Origin of the sequence: Mesorhizobium sp. M4B.F.Ca.ET.058.02.1.1, from assembly GCF_003952505.1 — a bacterium.
Taxonomy (GTDB): domain Bacteria; phylum Pseudomonadota; class Alphaproteobacteria; order Rhizobiales; family Rhizobiaceae; genus Mesorhizobium.
This window is the reverse complement of the sequence record NZ_CP034450.1, coordinates 3,205,210-3,223,577: the sequence shown is the minus strand read 5'-3', so window position 1 is coordinate 3,223,577 and position 18,368 is coordinate 3,205,210. Positions and strand designations below refer to the sequence as shown.

Sequence of the window (18,368 nt, the reverse complement as noted above, 5' to 3'; positions counted from 1 at the left end):
GATGTCTGGACCGCAAGTCGCCATCGATCTCGGCCGCATCGAGCGCAATGCGCGCACCGTCGTCGAGCGCTGCGCGCATTCCGGCATCGAGGTCTTCGGCGTCACCAAGGGCATGTGCGGCATGCCGCAGGTGGCGCGCGCCATGCTGCGCGGCGGCGTTGCCGGCATCGCGGAGTCACGCTTCGAGAACATCCGCCGGCTGCGCGACAGCGGCATCAATGCGCCGATCATGCTCTTGCGCAGCCCGCCCATCGCGCGCGTCGAGGAGGTGGTGCGGACCGTCGACATCAGCCTGCAGTCGGAACTTTCGATCATTCGCGAGATCGCCCGCATCGCCGAGCGCATGGGCCGCGTCCACGACATCATGCTGATGGTCGACCTCGGCGACCTGCGGGAAGGCATCTGGCCGAACGACCTTGTGCCGACCGTCGAGCAGATCCTGGAGATGAAGGGCGTGCGCATTGCCGGCATCGGCACCAATCTCGGCTGCTTCGGCGCCATCTTGCCGACCGAGGAGAATCTCGGCCAGCTCGTCGCCCATGCCTACAAGATCGAGCGTCTGTCGGGCAAAAGCCTCGATTGGATATCGGGCGGCGCCTCGTCCTCGCTGCCGCTGTTGCTCGAAGGCCGGCTGCCCGCCGGCATCAACAATCTGAGGGTCGGCGAGGCGATCCTGCAGGGCGGGCTGGAAACTTTTCGCGATCCGCCCTGGGAAGCGCTGGAGCTCGATGCCTGCCGGCTTACCGCCGACATCATCGAGGTCAAGAAGAAGCCATCGCGGCCGATCGGCCAGTCCGGCTACGACGCGTTCGGCAACCAGCCGGTCTTTCCCGACGAGGGCGACAGGCTGCGCGCCATCGCCAATATCGGCCGCGAGGACGTGCTGGTCGAAGGCCTGATGCCGATCGCCAAGGGCGTGCGCGTGCTCGGCGCCTCCAGCGATCATCTTTTGCTTGACGTCCAGGACGCCGATCCACCTCCCGTCGTCGGCGGCCGCGTCGCCTTCCGCATGAGCTATGGCGCCATGCTTCTCGCCATGACCTCCGAATATGTCGAGAAGGCCCCGATGCACGACGTCGAGGACTATTCCGGCCGCAAGATGGTGTCGATCTCGGCCGAGCCGTCGGCGGCGGGCATCCTCGCCCGTGAGGCGACCGGGGCGCGGCTCGAGGCGATGAACTTCGATGTCGTCGAATTGGCCGACGCGGAACGGCCGCCTTCGGGCCTGATTCGGCTGACGGCGGGCGCCGACCGCCGCATTGCCCACACGGCACTTGCCGCGACCGCGCGGGCGACACACTCATTTGGCCTGATCTGGATCGATTCCATCGCCGCGCTGATGCCCGAGGAGATCGAAGGCATCGACCTGCCGGAGGCTTCGGTGCTCGCCCGCATGTTGGGTCTGGATCACAAGCCGGGCGCGTTGCAGCCGCAGCTTTCGCCGGAAAACATCGTCATCGTCGGCTTGCGCCACGCCGATCCGGCCGAGGCGCGCGTGCTGACGGATTCGCGCGTCTCCGCCTTCACCATGACCGACATCGACGCCATGGGCATGGGGGAAGTGATGCGCGAGGCGATCCACATCGCCTCCTCCGGCACCCAAGGGTTCCACGTCGCCTATGCGCCCGAGGTCACCGAGTTCTCCGGCTGGGCGGCAGGCTCCGGCGGCATCACCGTGCGCGAAACGCATCAGGCGATGGAGGCGGTGGCACTCTCGGGCGGGCTCTTGTCGATGAGCGTTTCTGGCTTCACCGCCGATCTCGAACCCAGGATCGCCACCGATGCCGTCAGCTTCGTCATGTCGGCCTTCGGCAAGCGGATTCTATAGCTAAATTGACTTGCGATCGGAGCGGAACGTAACCTCAACCCAGAAATTTTGAATCCAGTTGGATGCCTAGATGAGAATACTTGGGGACGTTGGCAGAGTTAATTCCATCTTGTTTGCTGCAATGGCATTTTTATCAGGCTCGTCTGCTTGTGTTTTTGAAAAAGCCAACAATTGTGGAAATTATGTTGGAATGGGTATTAGCTATGGGGATGGAGGTTCGGAATGTGAATCGTATCTGTCAATTAATTACGGCATATCTCTATTTTCGCAATCAAGTGGATTTAAGCTGGATTTCTTATTGACTCCGCTAATTATATACGCCTTTTTGGTTGCCATTATATTTTTAGCATTTTCGTCAATAAGCAAAGTGTATTTTCCGATCCGGTATGCTTTTTACGCCATTAATATGGCGATTTTGTATTCTTCGTACTTATTCCTACTATTCGTGACCTGATCAGTCCCGCGCTTCGACCGCCCCACGCCACCCGGTGACATAGGCCGCCCAGATGGGATCAGTTTGCGGTTCTATTGTCTCGACCTTGCTGTGCGCGGGCGTCTCTTTGGATGCCAGAAGTGCTGCGCCGATGCTGGTGCCGGTGGCGGCCTCGGAGGCGATGACCGTGCGCCCCGTCGCGGCCGCCAGCATGCCGGTAAAGAGGCGGTTGCGGGCAAAGGGTCCTTCCACGGTTGTCGGCCCGTCGCCACCGATCAGCTCGAGGCAGGCCGCGGTCATCAGCGCCAGATAGAAGGAGATGGCGACGAAGCGCTCGCCGCCGCTCGTTCCGTCGGCATTGAGCCATTGCGCTTGCCGCAGCGGGAACGGCCCCGATCCCTGCTGGGTCGAGGGCAGAAGCAGCGTCCTGCCCGCCAGCACGGCGGCGATATCGTCCTCGCTCCAGTCCTGCGACTGACCGTCGGTCAGCAGCGAGAACTCGCGCCCGCCCATGAAGCGAGCCGAAGGCACGGGATCGCCGAGCGCGTTGACGTTGACCAGCGTGTCTCGGGCCGGATCGAGCTCGACCTTGCCGCCGCCGACCGCCATCGAAACCACCCAGGTGCCGGTCGAGACGACAGAGAAGGGCGGCCGGTCGGACAAGAGATGCGGCAGCAGCGAGGCGTTGGAATCGTGCAGCCCGCAGTACACCGGCGTTTGCGGGTCGAGCCCGGTCTGCTGAGCGAGTGCGGGCAGGATCGGGCCGAGCCGGTCCTTCGCCGGCCGCACCGGCGCCAGCAGCCGGCGCCAGCCCATCTTGTCCACCAGCGTCGAGTAGTCGGACTTCCACGGGTTCCAGAGGTCGGTGTGGCAGCCGAGTGATGTCACCTCATTGGCAGTCACGCCAGTCAGCCGCTGCGCCCAGTATTGCGGGTACATCAGGATCGCGGCCGCCTTGGAAAATTCTGCTGGAAAACGCCTCTGCTGCCAAAGGAGCTGCGCGCCGATGTTCAGGCCGGCCGGCAGGCGCGGCGTGCCTGTCTCGACAAAGGGCGGACGGATGAGGTCATAGTCCTCGGCGAAGTCGTCTGGTCCCGAAAATTCATAGTCGAGCACCGGCAGCGCCAGGCCTCCGTCGGCGTCGACCAGCACCGCCGTCGCGCCATGGGTGGTGATCGAGATGGCGTCGATGCGCTGCTCGCGGTGGAGTTCGGCGAGGCTATCGAGGATGAACGTCGACAGCCACTCGATGTCGTGATGCGGGTAGGGGCCGTCAGTGAGGGGCGCGTTGGCGCTGCGGCGCAGCGCCGTCTCGCGCAGGGTCGCGAGATCGACCAGCGCCACCTTGGCGTTGGTCTTGCCGATATCGATGACGGCGACGTGGCGGATCATGCCATATGGAACACGGTTTCCAGCGGCACCGCCACCGGCTCGTTATCGGCCCTGGTTTCCATCACATCGGCCATGTGCGCCCACCAGCGCTGCATCACCGGATGGCTGGGTAGCTCGGCCATGCCGTGGCTATCGCTGCGCCACAGCACTCCGAACAGGATGTTGGTTTCCTCGTCGAGATGGATCGAGTAATCGGAGACACCGGCCTGCTTCAAAAGCGCCACCAGCTCAGGCCAGATCTCGTCGTGGCGGTGCTTGTACTCGGCCTTCATGCCGGGATTGAGCTTCATCTTGAAGGCGTATTTTTCCATCACGCGAAGCGTCCCTCGCGCAGGCGCCGCCAGACGATGGGCAGCGCAATGACGATGATCAGCAAGAGGCCGATGAAGATCGACATGACGATGCCCGGCACGTTGAGCAGCCCGAGCCCAAAAGTCACCAGCCCCATGATGAAGGCGGCGAGCACGACGCCCAGGATGCTGCCGGCGCCGCCGAGGATCGAGACGCCGCCCAGCACCACCATGGTGATCGCTTCCAGTTCATAGCCTTGCGCGATCGACGGCCTTGTCGAGCCGAGCCGCGAGGTGATCAGCACCGAGGCGATGCCGGACATCAGCCCGGTCAGGCAAAACAAGATGAACTTGATGCGGTCGACGCGCACGCCGGAGAACTGGCAGGCGACCGGATTGTTGCCGATGGCAAAGACGCGGCGGCCGAAGCTCGTGCGATGCAGCACGAACCAGTAGATGAGCGCGGCGACGAGGAACAGCGCCAGTTCGAACGAGAAAACCCACCAGACATAGCCCTGGCCGAAGAAGGCGAAGCTCTCCGGATAGCCCTTGTAGGCCTGGTCGCCGAGGATGATGAAGGCGATGCCGCGGAACAGGCTCATCGTGCCGATGGTGACGACGATGGAAGGCAGGCCTAGCCGCGTGACCAGCAGCCCGTTGAAGGCGCCGCAGCCGAGCCCGACAACGATGCCGATGGCCACCAGCACCGGCGTTCCGGCGCCGGCCTGCACCGCCATCCCCATCATCGTCGAGGCGAGCGCCACGATCGCCGCGACCGACAGGTCGATCTCGCCGGAAATGATCAACAGCGCCATGGCGAGCGCGATCAGCGCCTTTTCGGTGAAGTTGAAGGTCAGGTCCGACAGCGACCACGGGTCGAGGAAATAGGGCGAGGCGAAGCTGTTGACCGTGAAGATGAGAACCGCGATGACGACGAGCAGCGCCTCCCAGGAAAAGATCGCGGACGAGAGCGGCTTGTCGAGCCGGTCGGGGATGTGGCGCGGGTGAGGGGCGTCGGTCATGCCGCTTCCGCCTTTCTGAGGATGATCCGGCCCTGCCGGCGCTCACCGCGCGCATTCAGCACCACGGCCAGGATGATGGCGCTGCCCGATATCGCCATCTGCCAGAAGGGCGAGATGTTGATGACCGGCAGCGCGTTGGAGATGATGCCGAGAAACAGCGCGCCGAGCACCGCGCCGCCGACCGAGCCGATGCCGCCGGCGATCGAGATGCCGCCGATGACGCAGGCGGCGATGATGTTGAGCTCATAGCCGTTGGCGACCTCGACCGAAGCGATCACATAGCGCGAGATCCACAGATAGCCGGCGAGCCCGCCGATCATGCCGGAAATGCAGAAGACGATGAATTTTGTCCGGCCGACATCGATGCCGGCGTAGACCGATGCGGTCGGGTTGACGCCGATGGCATAGATCGAGCGGCCGATCTGCGTGCGCGTCATCACCACGAAGAACAGCGCGATGACCAGCAATGCGATCCACGAAAGCACCGGCAGGCCGAGGAAGGCGGCGCGCTGGAAGTTGATGAAGTCCGGGCTCATCTGGTCGGCATTGACCCAGGCGCCGCCGGAAACCACGAAGGTCGCGCCGCGATAGATGGTGAGGGTGCCGAGCGTCACCACGATCGAGGGAATGTTCAGCCGCCACACCAGCAAGCCGTTGATGGCGCCGAGAACCAGCCCGACGGCGAGCGCGACCACGATCAATGCCGGGATCGGGATCGCTGGATTCGCGGCGTTGAGCATCGCCACCACCATACCGGTGAAGCAGAGGTTGGACGCCATCGACAGGTCGATCGAGCGCGTCAGGATCACCACCATCTGGCCGAGCGCCAGGATCATCAGGATCGAGGTATCGTTGAACACCTGGCGCAGATTGGCCGGGTCGGCGAAACCCGGGAAGCGGGTCGAGATCAGGCCGATCAGCACCGCGATTGCCGCAAGCAGCCAGATCTCGCGGTATTTGCGCAAATTCTTCATGCCGCGATCCCCGCTGCGGTTCTTACCAGCGTCTCGGCATCGAGCCCCTTGTTGTCGTGGACGGCCGCGATGCGGCCTTCTCGCATGACGACGACACGGTCCGACATGCCGAGTATCTCCGGCAGTTCGGAGGAGACCATGATCACCGACAGGCCTTGCGCGACGAGCTCGGCCATGAAGCCGTGCACGGCGGCCTTGGAGCCGATGTCGATGCCCTTGGTCGGCTCGTCGAGGATAATCACCTTGGGTGTGGTCGCCAGCCATTTGGCGATGACCACCTTCTGCTGGTTGCCGCCGGAAAGCGTGCCGACATCCTGGCTGAGCGATGAGGCTCTGAGATCCAGCCGTTCGGTGTAGGAGCGGGCGAGCGCGAACTCTTCCGCCAGCCTGAGCACGCCGGATTTCGAAGTGCGCATGAGCGAGGGCAGCGAAACGTTCTGGAAGATCGGCATCCCGATCACCACGCCCTGCTTGCCGCGCTCCTCCGGCACGTAGACGATGCCGGCCTCGATGGAGTCGGCGGCCGATTTCGGCGCGATCGGCTTGCCGTCCAGCGTGATCGTGCCCCGGCTGGTGCGGGTGATGCCCGAAATCGCCTGCATCACTTCGCTGCGCCCGGCGCCGACCAGGCCGTAGAAGCCTAGGATCTCGCCCTTGCGCAGCTCGAAACCGATGTCGTCGAATTCGGTCGGATGCGACAGGCCGGAAACCGCGAGCACCGGCGCGCCGATCTTCGGCTCGCGCTGCGGGAAGATGTGGTCGACGTTGCGACCGACCATCATGCGCACGATTTCGTTCTGGCCGGCATCCTTGAGCAAGCCCTCGCCGACCATCTCGCCGTCGCGGAAGACCGTGTAGCGGTCGGCGATGCGGTAGATCTCATCGAACTTGTGGCTGATGAACAGCACCGCCTTGCCTTCGCTCTTCAGGAATTCGATCAGCAGGAAAAGCTCCTCGATCTCCTTCATCGAGAGCGCGGCGGTCGGCTCGTCCATGATGACGATGCGCGCATCGATCGACATGGCGCGCGCCACGGCGACCAAGTGCTTGTTGGCGATGCCGAGGTCCCTCAGCCGCGCGTCGGCGTCGATATGGCCGGCGCGCATGGTCTCCAGCACCTCGCGTGCATTCTTGCGCATGGTGCGCCAGTCGATGGTGCCGAAGCGGGTGCGCGGCGCGTGGCCGAGAAAGATGTTTTCGGCGACCGAAAGGTCGTCGAACAGCACGGTTTCCTGATGGATGGCGGTGATGCCGTGGCCGAAGGCGGCATGCGCGCTGTGCAGCGTTGTGGCCTCGCCGTCGATGCCGATTTCGCCGGCGTCGGGCTGGTAGATGCCGGTCATGATCTTGACCAGCGTCGACTTGCCGGCGCCGTTCTCGCCGATCAGCGCCGTCACCTGGCCCGGATAGAGCGACAGGCTGACATTGTGCAGCGCGCGGACACCGGGGAAACTTTTCGAAATGCCGGAGAGCGTCAGGCGCGGGGCGGCAGGCTGGGCCGGGCCCGAAAGCGGCCGTTCCGTCTCCACTTTGTGCTGGGCTGTCGTATCCATATCCGTATCAGGCCCTGAGAGAAGGTCCGTTTGAAGATGCGGCGGGACAATTGTCCCGCCGCACGAGCTTGAAGTCGACCAGGATCAATAGATCTTGGAGAACTTCTCGATGTTGGTCTTGTCGAACTGGAAGGGCGGAGCCATCGCAGCCGAGTTGGTGTCGTCGAGCGTCACCTTGCCGACGCGGCCGATCGACAGCGTTGCGCCGGGCTTGGCCTCTTCCTTCTTCACTGCCAGGTCATGGGCGAGGTAGATGGCCGAGTAGCCGAGGTCGATCGGGTTCCACAGCGCGACCGCCTGGCTGGCGCCGTTGTCGATGAACTTCTTGAACTCGGACGGCAGCGCCAGACCGGTGACGTTGACCTTGCCGATCAGGTTCGCGTCGGTGACGACCTGGGCGGCGGCGACCACGCCGACGGTGGTCGGCGCGATGATTGCCTTGAGGTTCGGATAGGACTTCAGCAGGCCTTTGGCTTCGTCCGTGCTCTTGGCCGAGTCGTCATCGCCATAGACGGTGGCGACGAGCTTGATCTTCGGGAACTTCTCCGGCAGCACCTTCTTCGCCGCCTCGATCCAGGCATTCTGATTGGTCGCGGTCGACGATGCGGAGAGGATGGCGACGTCGCCGCCTTCCGGCAGGTAGTCGGCGGCGAGCTTGATGATGGTCTCGCCGATCAGGCCGGTGTCCGACGGGTTGAGGTGCAGTTGGCGGCCTTCCTTGGCAACGCCGGAGTCCCACGAGATCACGGTGATGCCGCGATCCATCGCCTTCTTCAGCACCGGCACCAGCGCGTCGGCGTCATTGGCCGAAACCGCGATCGCATTGACCTTCTGCGCGATCAGCGAGTTGATCACCTCGATCTGCGCCTCGGCGGTCGCCTTGGTCGGGCCGGTGTAGATCACCTCGACATCGCCCAGTTCCTTGGCCGCTTCCTCGGCGCCCTTGTTGGCGGCGTCGAAGAAGCCGTTGCCGAGTGATTTCACCACCAGCGCGATCTTGACGTTCTCTGCATAGGCGGCATTCACGAACATGGCGGCGGAAAAGGCCGCCGTGACCAGCAGTTTCTTCAAAAAGCTCATCGAATATCCTCCCTTGAGCGTTGCATTTCCATCGCCGCTGCGGGCCGCTCAGGCCTGCAGTGAAGATTCTTCCTTCTCGGTGGCCGCCTTGCGGGCGACGATCAGCGTTACCCCGGCGCTTTCGAGCATCTTGGCCTCGCGGTCCTCGATGCCGTCGTCGGTGATCACGGTGGCGATGCGCGTCAGCCCGCACAGGATCAGGCTGGAGCGCATGCGGAACTTCGAGGAATCGACCAGCACCACCAGTTCGTCGGCCTGGTCGATCAGCTTCTGCTCGGCCTGGATCAGCAGCGGGTCGCCTTCCATCAGCCCGAGCGGCCCCAGCCCCTGCGCGCCCATGAACATGCGTCGCGCGTAGAAATTGCGCGTCACGTCATTGTCGAAGGGCGACAGGATGATGTTCTGCTCGCGGTAGATCGTGCCCCTGACAGCATCACCGTATTCTTCGTGTGCTTGAGCAGGTGTTCGGCGATTGGGAAGGAATTGGTGAAGATCGGCATGCGGCGGCCGGTCAGGAAATGCACCATCTGGAAAGTGGTGGTGCCGCCATTGATGATAATCGGCTCGCCGTCCTTGCAGAGATCGACGGCTTCCCGCGCGATCGCCCGCTTCTGCGCGGCGTTCAGCGTCTCGTTGACCGAGAAGGGGCGGCCGGCAAGGCCGATGAACTGCGGCGGCGAGATCGCCTCGGCGCCGCCGCGCACCCGGCGCAGGCGCTTCTGCACATGCAGGGCCGCGATGTCGCGCCGGATCGTCGCCTCGGAGGAGTCTGTCAAGTCGACCATCTCCTGCACCGTCACCACAGGCTTTTCCTGGACGGCGGACAGAATGATCCTGTGGCGCTCTTTTTCGTGCATGGTTCCTCCCTGCCTGAGCATCTAGGCACTCAAAACGAGCAGTGTCAATCATTTCCGATCATATATTTTCATTGTGCAGTGCAATATGATCGATATTGATCGTTTGTGATTGACAAGAGGGCGTCTTGCGTAGACATTCCCCGCGAAAAGGACCGCACCCTTTTGCGTCCGAAGGGAGGATATCTATGCTCGACAAGCGCTCCGGCTCGCGCCTCGCCAATCTGTGGGACGATGCGAAGGCCAAAGGATTGAGCGACCCGGAGCTTCTGGTCTATCGCTCCAACACGCTGGGTTCCGACAAGCGCGTCACCAACTATGGCGGCGGCAACACCTCGTCCAAGGTCTGGCAGAAGGACCCGCTGACCGGCGAGGACGTCGAGGTTCTGTGGGTCAAGGGCTCGGGCGGCGACAGCGCCTCGATCAAGCTCGACGGCTTTGCCACGCTCTACATGGACAAATTGCGTGCGCTGAAAGGTCTCTATCGCGGCCTCGCGCATGAGGACGAGATGGTCGGCTACCTGCCGCACTGCACCTTCAACCTCAATCCGCGCGCGGCCTCGATCGACACGCCGCTGCATGCCTTCGTGCCGAGGCCTTGCGTCGACCACATGCATCCCGACGCCATCATCGCCATTGCCGCGGCGAAGGATTCCAAGACGCTGACGAAGGAGATCTTTGGCGATGCCATCGGCTGGCTGCCCTGGAAGCGGCCGGGCTTCGAGCTCGGCCTGTGGCTGGAGAAATTCTGCCTGGAGAACCCCGAGGCGAAGGGCGTCATCCTCGAAAGCCACGGCCTGTTCAGCTGGGGCGACACACCGAAGGAATGCTACGAGACGACGATCTCGGTCATCAACCAGGCGATCGAGTGGTTCGAGCGCCGGTCTGAAGGCGTGGCCATCTTCGGCGGCGAGGCGGTGAAGTCGCTCGACGCGCCTGCGCGCCGCGCGATTGCCGCGAAGCTGATGCCGAGGATCCGCGGCCTGATCTCGGAGAAGAGCCACAAGCTCGGCCAATTCGACGACCAGCCCGCCGTGCTCGAATTCGTCAATTCGAGGGATTTGCGGCCGCTGGCAGCACTGGGCACCTCATGCCCTGACCATTTCCTGCGCACCAAGATCCGGCCGCTGGTGATCGAATTCGACCCGGCGAAACCTGACGTCGACGCCGTCATTGCGCGTCTTGCCGACGACATCGCCGAATATCGTGTCGGCTACCAGGCCTATTACGACAGTTGCAAGCATGTGGACTCACCCGCCATTCGCGATCCCAATGCCGTGGTCTATCTGATGCCGGGCGTCGGCATGTTCACCTTCGCCGGCGACAAGGCGACCGCGCGCATCTCCGGCGAATTCTATGTGAACGCCATCAACGTCATGCGCGGCGCCTCGACCGTCTCGTCCTATGTCGGCCTGCCGGCGCAGGAGGCCTTCGACATCGAATACTGGCTGCTCGAGGAAGCCAAGCTGCAGCGTCTGCCGAAGCCGAAGGCGCTGGCCGGCCAGATCGCGCTGGTTACAGGCGGCGCCGGCGGCATCGGCCGCGCCACCGCCAACCGGCTGCTGCGCGAAGGCGCCTGCGTGGTGCTGGCCGACATCGACGAGGCGGCGCTCGCCAGCGCCAATGACGAACTGTCGAAAGCCTATGGCAAGGATTTCGTCCGGCCGGTGGTGATCAACGTCACCTCGGAGGACCAGGTCGTCGCGGGCTTCGCCGAGACGTCGGTCGAGTTCGGCGGCATCGACATCCTTGTCTCGAATGCCGGCCTTGCCTCCTCGGCGCCGATCGAGGAGACGTCGCTGGCGCTGTGGAACAAGAACATGGACATATTGTCCACCGGCTATTTCCTCGTCTCGCGCGAGGCGTTCCGGCTGTTCCGTGCCCAGAAGATCGGCGGCAACGTCGTCTTCGTCGCCTCCAAGAACGGGCTTGCCGCTTCGCCCAACGCCGCCGCCTATTGCACGGCCAAGGCGGCCGAGATCCATCTCGCGCGCTGCCTCGCCCTTGAGGGCGCGGAGGCGCAGATCAGGGTCAACGTCGTCAATCCGGACGCCGTGCTGCGCGGCTCCAAGATCTGGAGCGGCGAATGGAAGGAACAGCGCGCCGCTGCCTACAAGATGTCGACCAACGATCTCGAGGAGCACTACCGCTCGCGCTCGATGCTGAAGCGCTCGGTCTTCCCGGAGGACATCGCCGAGGCGATCTACTTCTTCGCCTCCGACATGTCGGCCAAGTCGACCGGCAACATCATCAATGTCGACGCGGGCAACGCGCAAAGCTTTACGCGCTAGGCAACTTCCTTCTCCCCGTTCACGGGGAGAAGGTGCCGGCAGGCGGATGAAGCGCCAGCCGAACGTAGTCTTGGGAGGAATAGCAGTTGTCCGAAACCATTATCTCAGCCGACCTCGTCGCCAGCCAAAACGCTGCGCGCAAGAGCGACCTCGAACGCGATTACGACTCGCTCGGCGAACACCTCGACCGGCGCGGCATCGCCATTGACGCTATCCGCGACAAGGTGGAGAAATTCGCCGTGGCGATCCCGTCCTGGGGCGTCGGCACCGGCGGCACCCGCTTTGCCCGTTTCCCCGGTGCTGGTGAGCCGCGCGACATCTTCGACAAGATCGAGGACTGCGCAGTCATCAGCCAGCTGACCCAGGCGACGCCGACCGTCTCGCTGCACATCCCCTGGGACAAGGCTGACCCGAAGCGGCTGAAGCAGGCCGCGTCGCGCTTCGGCCTCGGCTTCGACGCCATGAATTCGAACACCTTCTCCGACGCCAAGGACCAGGAGCTTTCCTACAAATTCGGCTCGCTGTCGCATGCCGATGCCGGCACGCGCCGCCAGGCGGTCGAGCACAATCTCGAATGCATCGAGATCGGCAAGACGCTTGGCTCGAAGGCGCTGACGGTGTGGATCGGCGACGGCTCGAACTTTCCCGGCCAGGTCAATTTCGCCAGAGCCTTCGAGCGCTATCTCGACGCCATGCGCGACATCTATGCCGGGCTGCCGGACGACTGGCGGCTTTTCACCGAGCACAAGATGTACGAGCCGGCCTTCTATTCGACGGTCGTGCAGGACTGGGGCACCAACTACATCATCGCGAAAGAACTCGGCGACAAGGCTTACTGCCTGGTCGATCTCGGCCACCATGCGCCGAACGTCAACATCGAGATGATCGTGTCGCGGCTGATCCAGTTCAAGAAGCTCGGCGGCTTCCACTTCAACGATTCCAAATATGGCGACGACGATCTCGATGCCGGCTCGATCGATCCCTACCGACTGTTCCTGGTCTTCAACGAGTTGGTCGACGCCGAGCTATCCGGAGCCGACCGGTTCAACCCAGCGCACATGCTCGACCAGAGCCACAACGTCACCGACCCGATCGAAAGCCTGATGCTGTCGGCGGTGGAAGTGCAGCGCTCCTATGCGCAGGCGCTGCTGGTCGACCGCAGGGCGCTCGAGGGCTTCCAGGAGACCAATGACGCGCTGATGGCGACGCAGACGCTGAAAGCCGCCTATCGCACCGATGTCGAGCCGATCCTGGCCATGGCGCGGATGAAGACCGGCGGCGCCATCGATCCGGTCGCAGCTTACCGCGCCGCCGGCTACCGGGCGAAGGTCGCGGCGGAGCGGCCTGCGGTCGCCAGCGGCGGTGGGGGCATTGTTTGAAGCCAAGTCGGCGATTGCTCAAGGCAGTTTTTCGACAATCGCCAAGCTCAGTGCTGCCCTCATCCGCCTGCCGGCGCCTTCTCCCCGTGAACGGGGAGAAGAGAGCTGACCGCGACCTCGGCGTCTGTTCTGCTAGCCTGGCGATTATCGAAACCACCGATGAGTGCCCCTTCTAACTGTCTAGGGGGAGAAGTGCCCGGCAGGGCGATGAGGGGCAGCACTGAGCTTGGGCATTTCCTATCCTTCGGACAAAGACCGCAGCGGAGGCGGGGTAAGCGGGCCGTTTCGATTATTCAATTGTTATTGGACTATCGCGCTCCAAGGGTCTTTCCTAGGCGTCCCCCACGCCCCGGAGTCCCCGCCATGCATCTCACCGCCGGACGCTGATCGCCGTCAGCCTTTCGCTCACCTTCGCCTTCACGCCATCGGCCGCCGTCTTCGCCGTTCGCTGACATCAGGGGTCACAGATGGCTCTCATGGCGCCGAAGCTCGTCTGGACAGCTGCGAGACTTGGGAGCAAGTTTGTCAGGCCGAAGGGTGATCAGCCGAGGAGCGCGACGATGTTCATGAAGCATGTCATTCGACTCGCATTGCTTGCCACGTTATTGGCCTCGATGGAGGCCAGAGCCGAGACGCTGCCGCTGCCGGCAAATCTCATCGGGGCGGCTTCCGATGCCGGTGAAGCGCTCTTGATCGAGGCCGATGCCCGCGAAGCCTATTTTACGCTGGCCATAAATTTCGTCACCCAGAAGAACCAAGCTTTTTGTGGGGTGGCCAGCAGTGTCATGGTTCTGAATGCCATTGGCGTTCCAGCCCCACCGGTGCCCGAGTATGACCCCTACAGCACCTTCACTCAGGACAATCTTCTGGATGCCCGCAGCGAGCAGGTCATTCCGGCTGAGACAATCAAAAAGCAGGGCATGACTTTAGATGAATTGGGTGGCCTTCTTGCGTTGCAGCCCGTGCAGGTTGAGGTGCGACATGCTGCCGACAGCAGCATGGACACCTTCCGCAAGGAGGTCCGAGGCTATCTCGCGACCAAAAGGCACTTTGTCATCGTCAATTACTTGCGCAAAGCCATGGGTCAGGAAAAAGGCGGCCACATCTCACCCTTGGCCGCTTATGATGCCGAGACCGACCGTTTCCTCATCCTCGACGTTGCTCGGTACAAATATCCCCCGTCTGGGTGACGACAGCCGACCTATTTAACGCAATGAACACGCAAGACTCGGACAATGCTAACCGCACGCGGGGTTATGTTCTGATTGCTGCTAAGCCCTGATGGTGGCTGGGGCCAGGCGGCCCCGCTACAACGGCGCCATCGACAGCCGCGCCGCGGCTGGCGAGGCGCTTGGCTACCAGGCCCTGGTTGATAGGCCCGGTCAGACGACCAGTGTCAACGTGGAGGCCAGCAGCATGACGGCGGCGATGCCGACGAACAGGGCATAGAGGCGGGGCCGGTCGAGCAGCAGCGCATTGCCCGATATCCAGGCGGATGTTGCCCCGCCAAGCGCGAACAGGAAGCCGTTGCGGTGGCCGAAGGTCATCGAGGCGGCCATCAGTCCGCCGATGATCAGCGCGCCGAACACAATGATCACCGCGACGGCGTATTTCTCGAAGTCGTTGCCACTCCCCATGGCCGGGCCGATCGCGTTCAAATTCGACAGTTCGTCCGGATCGAAGGGACTGGTCGACCCATATTCGTCTTGACCGACGGGTTCTCGCATCACTTAATCTCCGCTGCCCGGCAACAAACCATCAACATCGGCCAAGTGCAACCCGAACGCACCTCGCCAGGGGACTCCGCCGCGATCTTCGGGACTATCTGGTGCCGACGTGCCACGGTTCGCGGCGCCTTTCAAACGGCCGCGCCCTGCTTTCCGTTCCACCCGATTGAATTATCTGGAAAAATCGCTGCGCACGATGCCGTGCCGCTGCAACTTGTCGTAGAAGGTCTTGCGCGGAATCCCCAGCGCCTCGATCGTGCGCCGGACATCGCCGTCATTGCGGCCAAGTGTCTCGCGGATGATCTCGGCCTCGTAGCGGTCGAGCCGTTCGGGCAGCGGCATGGCAGCATCCGATTCGGCCGGGGCAGGCTGTTGCGCGCCGGCGCTGTCCTCAAGCCCGAGCACGAAACGCTCGGCGAAATGGGCGAGCTCCCGCACATTGCCGGGCCAGTCATGTTCTCTCAGATGGCGGGTAACCGCCGCCGGCACGGCCGGCATCGAGCGTTGGAAGCGGGCGGCCGCACGCTCGGCGAAATAGCCGAACAGCAGGGCCACGTCGTCGCGGCGCTCGCGCAGCGGCGGGATCGACAGCGTCACCACGTTCAGCCGGTAGTAAAGGTCCTCGCGGAAGGCACCTCGCTGGCCGGGATCGCCAAGATCGACCTTGGCGGCGGCGACGACGCGCAGGTCGACGGGCCGCACCTCATTGGTGCCGAGCGGCGTCACCTCGCGCATTTCCAGCACCCGCAGCATCTGCACCTGGGTCGAGGGCGGCATGCTCTCGATCTCGTCGAGGAACAGCGTGCCGCCGCTTGAATGCTCGATGCGGCCAATCCTCTTCTTCTGTGCGCCGGTGAAGGCGCCTGCCTCGTGGCCGAACAATTCGCTCTCGATCACCGTCTCCGGCAGCGTGCCGCAGTTCAGCGCCACGAAATTGCCCTGGGCGCGGCGGCTCCAGCGGTGCAGCAGGCTCGCCACCACTTCCTTGCCGGAGCCCGTCTCGCCGGTCACCAGAACGTCGACATCGGTATCGGCGATCTGTCTCAGCGTGCGGCGCAGCCGCTCCATCGCCGGCGTCTGGCCGATCAGCGGCAGGCTGTCCTGCGCCTGCTCGGCCGCCTCGCGCAAGGCCCGGTTCTCCATCACCAGGCGGCGCTTTTCGGCCGCCCGCCAGACACTTTGTGCAAGCCGGTCGGCCGCGAAGGGCTTGGTGATGAAGTCGTATGCGCCGTCCTTGATCGCCTTCACGGCCATCGCGATGTCGCCATGGCCGGTGACGAGGATGACAGGGATGTCCGGGTCTACCTCCACGATGTGGTCGAAAAGCTGCAGTCCGTCGATCTCGGGCATGCGGATGTCGGACACCACCACGCCGGCGAAACCGGCGTCGAGCCCGGCCAGAGCCTCTCGCGCCATCGAAAAGGCCGACACCGCGAAGCCGGCGAGCTCCAGCGTCTGCCTTGTCGCCTTCAGGAGATCGGCGTCGTCGTCGATCAGGATGACCGGGGCGGGGTCGTTGGTCGCCATGCTACGCCGCTTTCGCAAGATGGATGGTGAAACGCGTGCCCTCGGCGCCGCTCGCGACCTCGATGCGTCCGCCATAGTCGGCGACGATGTCCTTGGAGATGACGAGACCTAGCCCCAGCCCTTTCTCCTTCGAGGTGTTGAAGGGCGTGAACAGCGATTTCAGGATCGCCGGCGGAATGCCCGGCCCGTTGTCCGAGACATTGAGCACGACGCCGTCGTCTTTTTCCTCGACCAAAACCTCGACCCTGGCGCCGTCGCGACCGTCCAGCGCCTCCAGCGCGTTCTGGAACAAATTGATCAGCACCTGTTCCAGCCGCACCCGATTGCCCATGACCTTGAGTGCGGGCGGCGGCAGCGCGATATCGAGCGCGTCGAGCCGGCCGGCGAAACGGCTTCTGAGCAGCACCACCGCGCCCTCGATGACGCCGCGCAACTCGACCGGCTCGGCCGCCGTGCGGCCCTTGCGGGCGAAGGTTTTCAACTCGTCGGTGATGGTGCCGATACGCTCGGTCAGCGCCGCGATGGCATCGAGGTTCTCCTCGGCCGGCGCCGTCTGCTGGCGGTCGAGGAAGACGCGCGCATTGTCGGCATAGGCGCGGATGGTCGCCACCGGCTGGTTGATCTCATGAGCGACACCGGCGGCGACCTGACCGAGGATGGCCAGTCGATTGGCTTGCACCAGCTCCTGCTGCACCACCTGCAGCTTGGCCTCTGTGCTGCGATGGTCGGTGATCTCGGCCTGCAGGCGATCGCGGGCGCGGCTCAGATCCTCGGTGCGCTCGACGACACGACGTTCGAGCTCGGCGCGCGTCGCCTGTTCGGCGGCGATCCGCATCTGCGCGGATTGCCGGCGCCATAACAGATAGGCGGCAAGGCCGATGAGCGGCCCGATGACGCCGAGCGCCAGGAGCCGCATCTCGCGCTGGGCGGCGGCGATCGGCGCCTCGGCCGGAACGAGATAGTCGAGCCGCCACGGCGTCGAGGCGACCGGCGTCGACAGCCTGAGATATTCGCCATCGCTGCCGCCCGGCGTGATCGCATGCACTATGGACACGTCGGCGCTCAAGGGTTCCCTCCGCGTGATCGGCAGCGGCACCAGCGGCGCGTCGCCGAACTGCTGGCTGTCCCGGATTTCGGCAAGGGAGGCGCCGGCAAGCGGCGCCGTCGTCATGAAGCGCCAGGACGGCACGCTGGTGATCAGCACGACGCCATGCTCGTCGCTGACATAGGCCGGCCGGTTGGCCTCGTGCCAGTCGGCCTCGAGCTGGTCGAACTCCATCTTGACGACAACGACGCCAAGCGGTGCCGAGGCGCTGCCGACACGGCGCGAGATGTAGAGGCCGGGGCGCTTGCTGACATTGCCGAGCGCGAAATACTCGGCGGTTCCCGTCTGCATGGCGCGGGAGAAATAGGCGCGGAAGCCGTAGTCGTTGCCGACGAAGCTGGTCGGCTCGCGCCAGTTGCTCGACGCGACCGCCAGGCCGTCCGTGCCGGTGACGTAGAGCACCGACGCCTTGGTGCCGGACACCAGCCCTTCGAGCTTGCGGTTGAGCACGTCGATCGCGGCATTGGTGCGCGCGGTCAGCGCGTCATGCACCTGCTGGTCCTCAGACAGAAGCAGCGGCAGCGCGCGCGGGTTTTCCAGCACGGCGCGGAGCAGCGCCACCTTCAGGTTGGCGTCGGTGCGCCCCTGCGCGGCAAGCGCGTCGACCTCGACCGCGCGGCCATAAAGGCCGGCGCCGTAGAGCGCCGCGGCGATGATGGCGAGGGCCACGCCGGCAAACAGCAGCCACGCTCGGCGCGCCCTTTTGCCGAGCTGCTCGGGCGTTGGAGAAAGGCCGGCAATGGCGCCGGCTGCGGGGCGCTGCAGCATCGCCCATCTGTGCATGATTTCGCACAAAACACAATTCGACCCATGCGGATGGCCGCACGCCGCCGCCAGACCGGGCGGCCAGCGGCTCGAAAAAAACCAACAAAATCAAAGTAAGTCCGCGCCGACGGAAACTGGCACGCGGGTT

13 protein-coding genes and 1 pseudogene are annotated in these 18,368 nt (G+C 63.9%); 4 read left to right on the top strand and 10 right to left on the bottom strand.

Features of this window, described 5'->3' with window-relative positions; translation table 11 throughout:
* The first annotated feature begins 1 nt into the window (after position 1).
* Positions 2-1,828: an alanine racemase gene (locus EJ073_RS15870; protein ID WP_126056564.1), complete on the top strand. Its 1,827-nt coding sequence runs from the start codon at positions 2-4 to the stop codon at positions 1,826-1,828.
* 454 nt (positions 1,829-2,282) lie between these two features.
* Here the strand turns inward: EJ073_RS15870 and EJ073_RS15865 are convergent, their stop codons facing one another.
* The 7 genes and pseudogenes from EJ073_RS15865 to EJ073_RS15835 all read right to left on the bottom strand — a co-directional run bounded on the left by EJ073_RS15865 (position 2,283) and on the right by EJ073_RS15835 (position 9,429).
* On the bottom strand, positions 2,283-3,653 hold the full coding sequence (locus EJ073_RS15865) for an FGGY-family carbohydrate kinase (RefSeq protein WP_126056563.1): 1,371 nt from the start codon (positions 3,651-3,653) through the stop codon (positions 2,283-2,285).
* Positions 3,650-3,964, bottom strand: a complete 315-nt coding sequence (gene rhaM, locus EJ073_RS15860; RefSeq protein ID WP_189347918.1) for an L-rhamnose mutarotase — start codon at positions 3,962-3,964, stop codon at positions 3,650-3,652. The genes EJ073_RS15865 and rhaM overlap by 4 nt, the downstream gene beginning before the upstream one ends.
* The gene (locus tag EJ073_RS15855; RefSeq protein ID WP_126056561.1) at positions 3,964-4,965 is read right to left on the bottom strand and encodes an ABC transporter permease; all 1,002 of its coding nucleotides are present in this window, start codon (positions 4,963-4,965) and stop codon (positions 3,964-3,966) included. The genes rhaM and EJ073_RS15855 overlap by 1 nt, the downstream gene beginning before the upstream one ends.
* Positions 4,962-5,939, bottom strand: coding sequence for an ABC transporter permease (locus EJ073_RS15850; protein ID WP_126056560.1), 978 nt, complete (start codon positions 5,937-5,939; stop codon positions 4,962-4,964). Before EJ073_RS15850 ends, EJ073_RS15855 begins: the two co-directional genes overlap by 4 nt.
* On the bottom strand, positions 5,936-7,492 hold the full coding sequence (locus EJ073_RS15845) for a sugar ABC transporter ATP-binding protein (RefSeq protein ID WP_126056559.1): 1,557 nt from the start codon (positions 7,490-7,492) through the stop codon (positions 5,936-5,938). The genes EJ073_RS15850 and EJ073_RS15845 overlap by 4 nt, the downstream gene beginning before the upstream one ends.
* A gap of 84 nt (positions 7,493-7,576) precedes the next feature.
* Positions 7,577-8,572 (bottom strand): rhamnose ABC transporter substrate-binding protein, encoded by a 996-nt coding sequence (gene rhaS / locus EJ073_RS15840; protein ID WP_126056558.1) that lies wholly within the window; start codon positions 8,570-8,572, stop codon positions 7,577-7,579.
* A 48-nt stretch (positions 8,573-8,620) separates the two neighbouring features.
* Positions 8,621-9,429: pseudogene (locus tag EJ073_RS15835) on the bottom strand (DeoR/GlpR family DNA-binding transcription regulator).
* A gap of 185 nt (positions 9,430-9,614) precedes the next feature.
* On the opposite strand from EJ073_RS15835, the gene EJ073_RS15830 reads away from it, so the two are divergent.
* The 3 genes from EJ073_RS15830 (at position 9,615) to EJ073_RS15820 (ending at position 14,286) form a co-directional block, all read left to right on the top strand.
* Positions 9,615-11,717 (top strand): bifunctional rhamnulose-1-phosphate aldolase/short-chain dehydrogenase, encoded by a 2,103-nt coding sequence (locus EJ073_RS15830; RefSeq protein WP_126056557.1) that lies wholly within the window; start codon positions 9,615-9,617, stop codon positions 11,715-11,717.
* Between the two features lie 86 nt (positions 11,718-11,803).
* Positions 11,804-13,096 carry an L-rhamnose catabolism isomerase gene (gene rhaI / locus EJ073_RS15825; RefSeq protein WP_126056556.1) on the top strand — a complete coding sequence of 431 codons (1,293 nt, stop codon included), beginning with the start codon at positions 11,804-11,806 and terminating at the stop codon, positions 13,094-13,096.
* Positions 13,097-13,656: 560 nt separating this feature from the next.
* Positions 13,657-14,286 carry a phytochelatin synthase family protein gene (locus EJ073_RS15820; RefSeq protein WP_245455653.1) on the top strand — a complete coding sequence of 210 codons (630 nt, stop codon included), beginning with the start codon at positions 13,657-13,659 and terminating at the stop codon, positions 14,284-14,286.
* Between the two features lie 192 nt (positions 14,287-14,478).
* Here EJ073_RS15820 and EJ073_RS15815 read toward each other — a convergent pair whose 3' ends face one another.
* The 3 genes from EJ073_RS15815 to EJ073_RS15805 form a co-directional block, all read right to left on the bottom strand.
* Positions 14,479-14,823 (bottom strand): hypothetical protein, encoded by a 345-nt coding sequence (locus EJ073_RS15815; protein WP_126056555.1) that lies wholly within the window; start codon positions 14,821-14,823, stop codon positions 14,479-14,481.
* Between the two features lie 171 nt (positions 14,824-14,994).
* Positions 14,995-16,350 (bottom strand): sigma-54 dependent transcriptional regulator, encoded by a 1,356-nt coding sequence (locus EJ073_RS15810; RefSeq protein WP_126056554.1) that lies wholly within the window; start codon positions 16,348-16,350, stop codon positions 14,995-14,997.
* 1 nt (position 16,351) lies between these two features.
* Positions 16,352-18,223, bottom strand: a complete 1,872-nt coding sequence (locus EJ073_RS15805; protein ID WP_126056553.1) for a sensor histidine kinase — start codon at positions 18,221-18,223, stop codon at positions 16,352-16,354.
* Positions 18,224-18,368 lie beyond the last annotated feature (145 nt).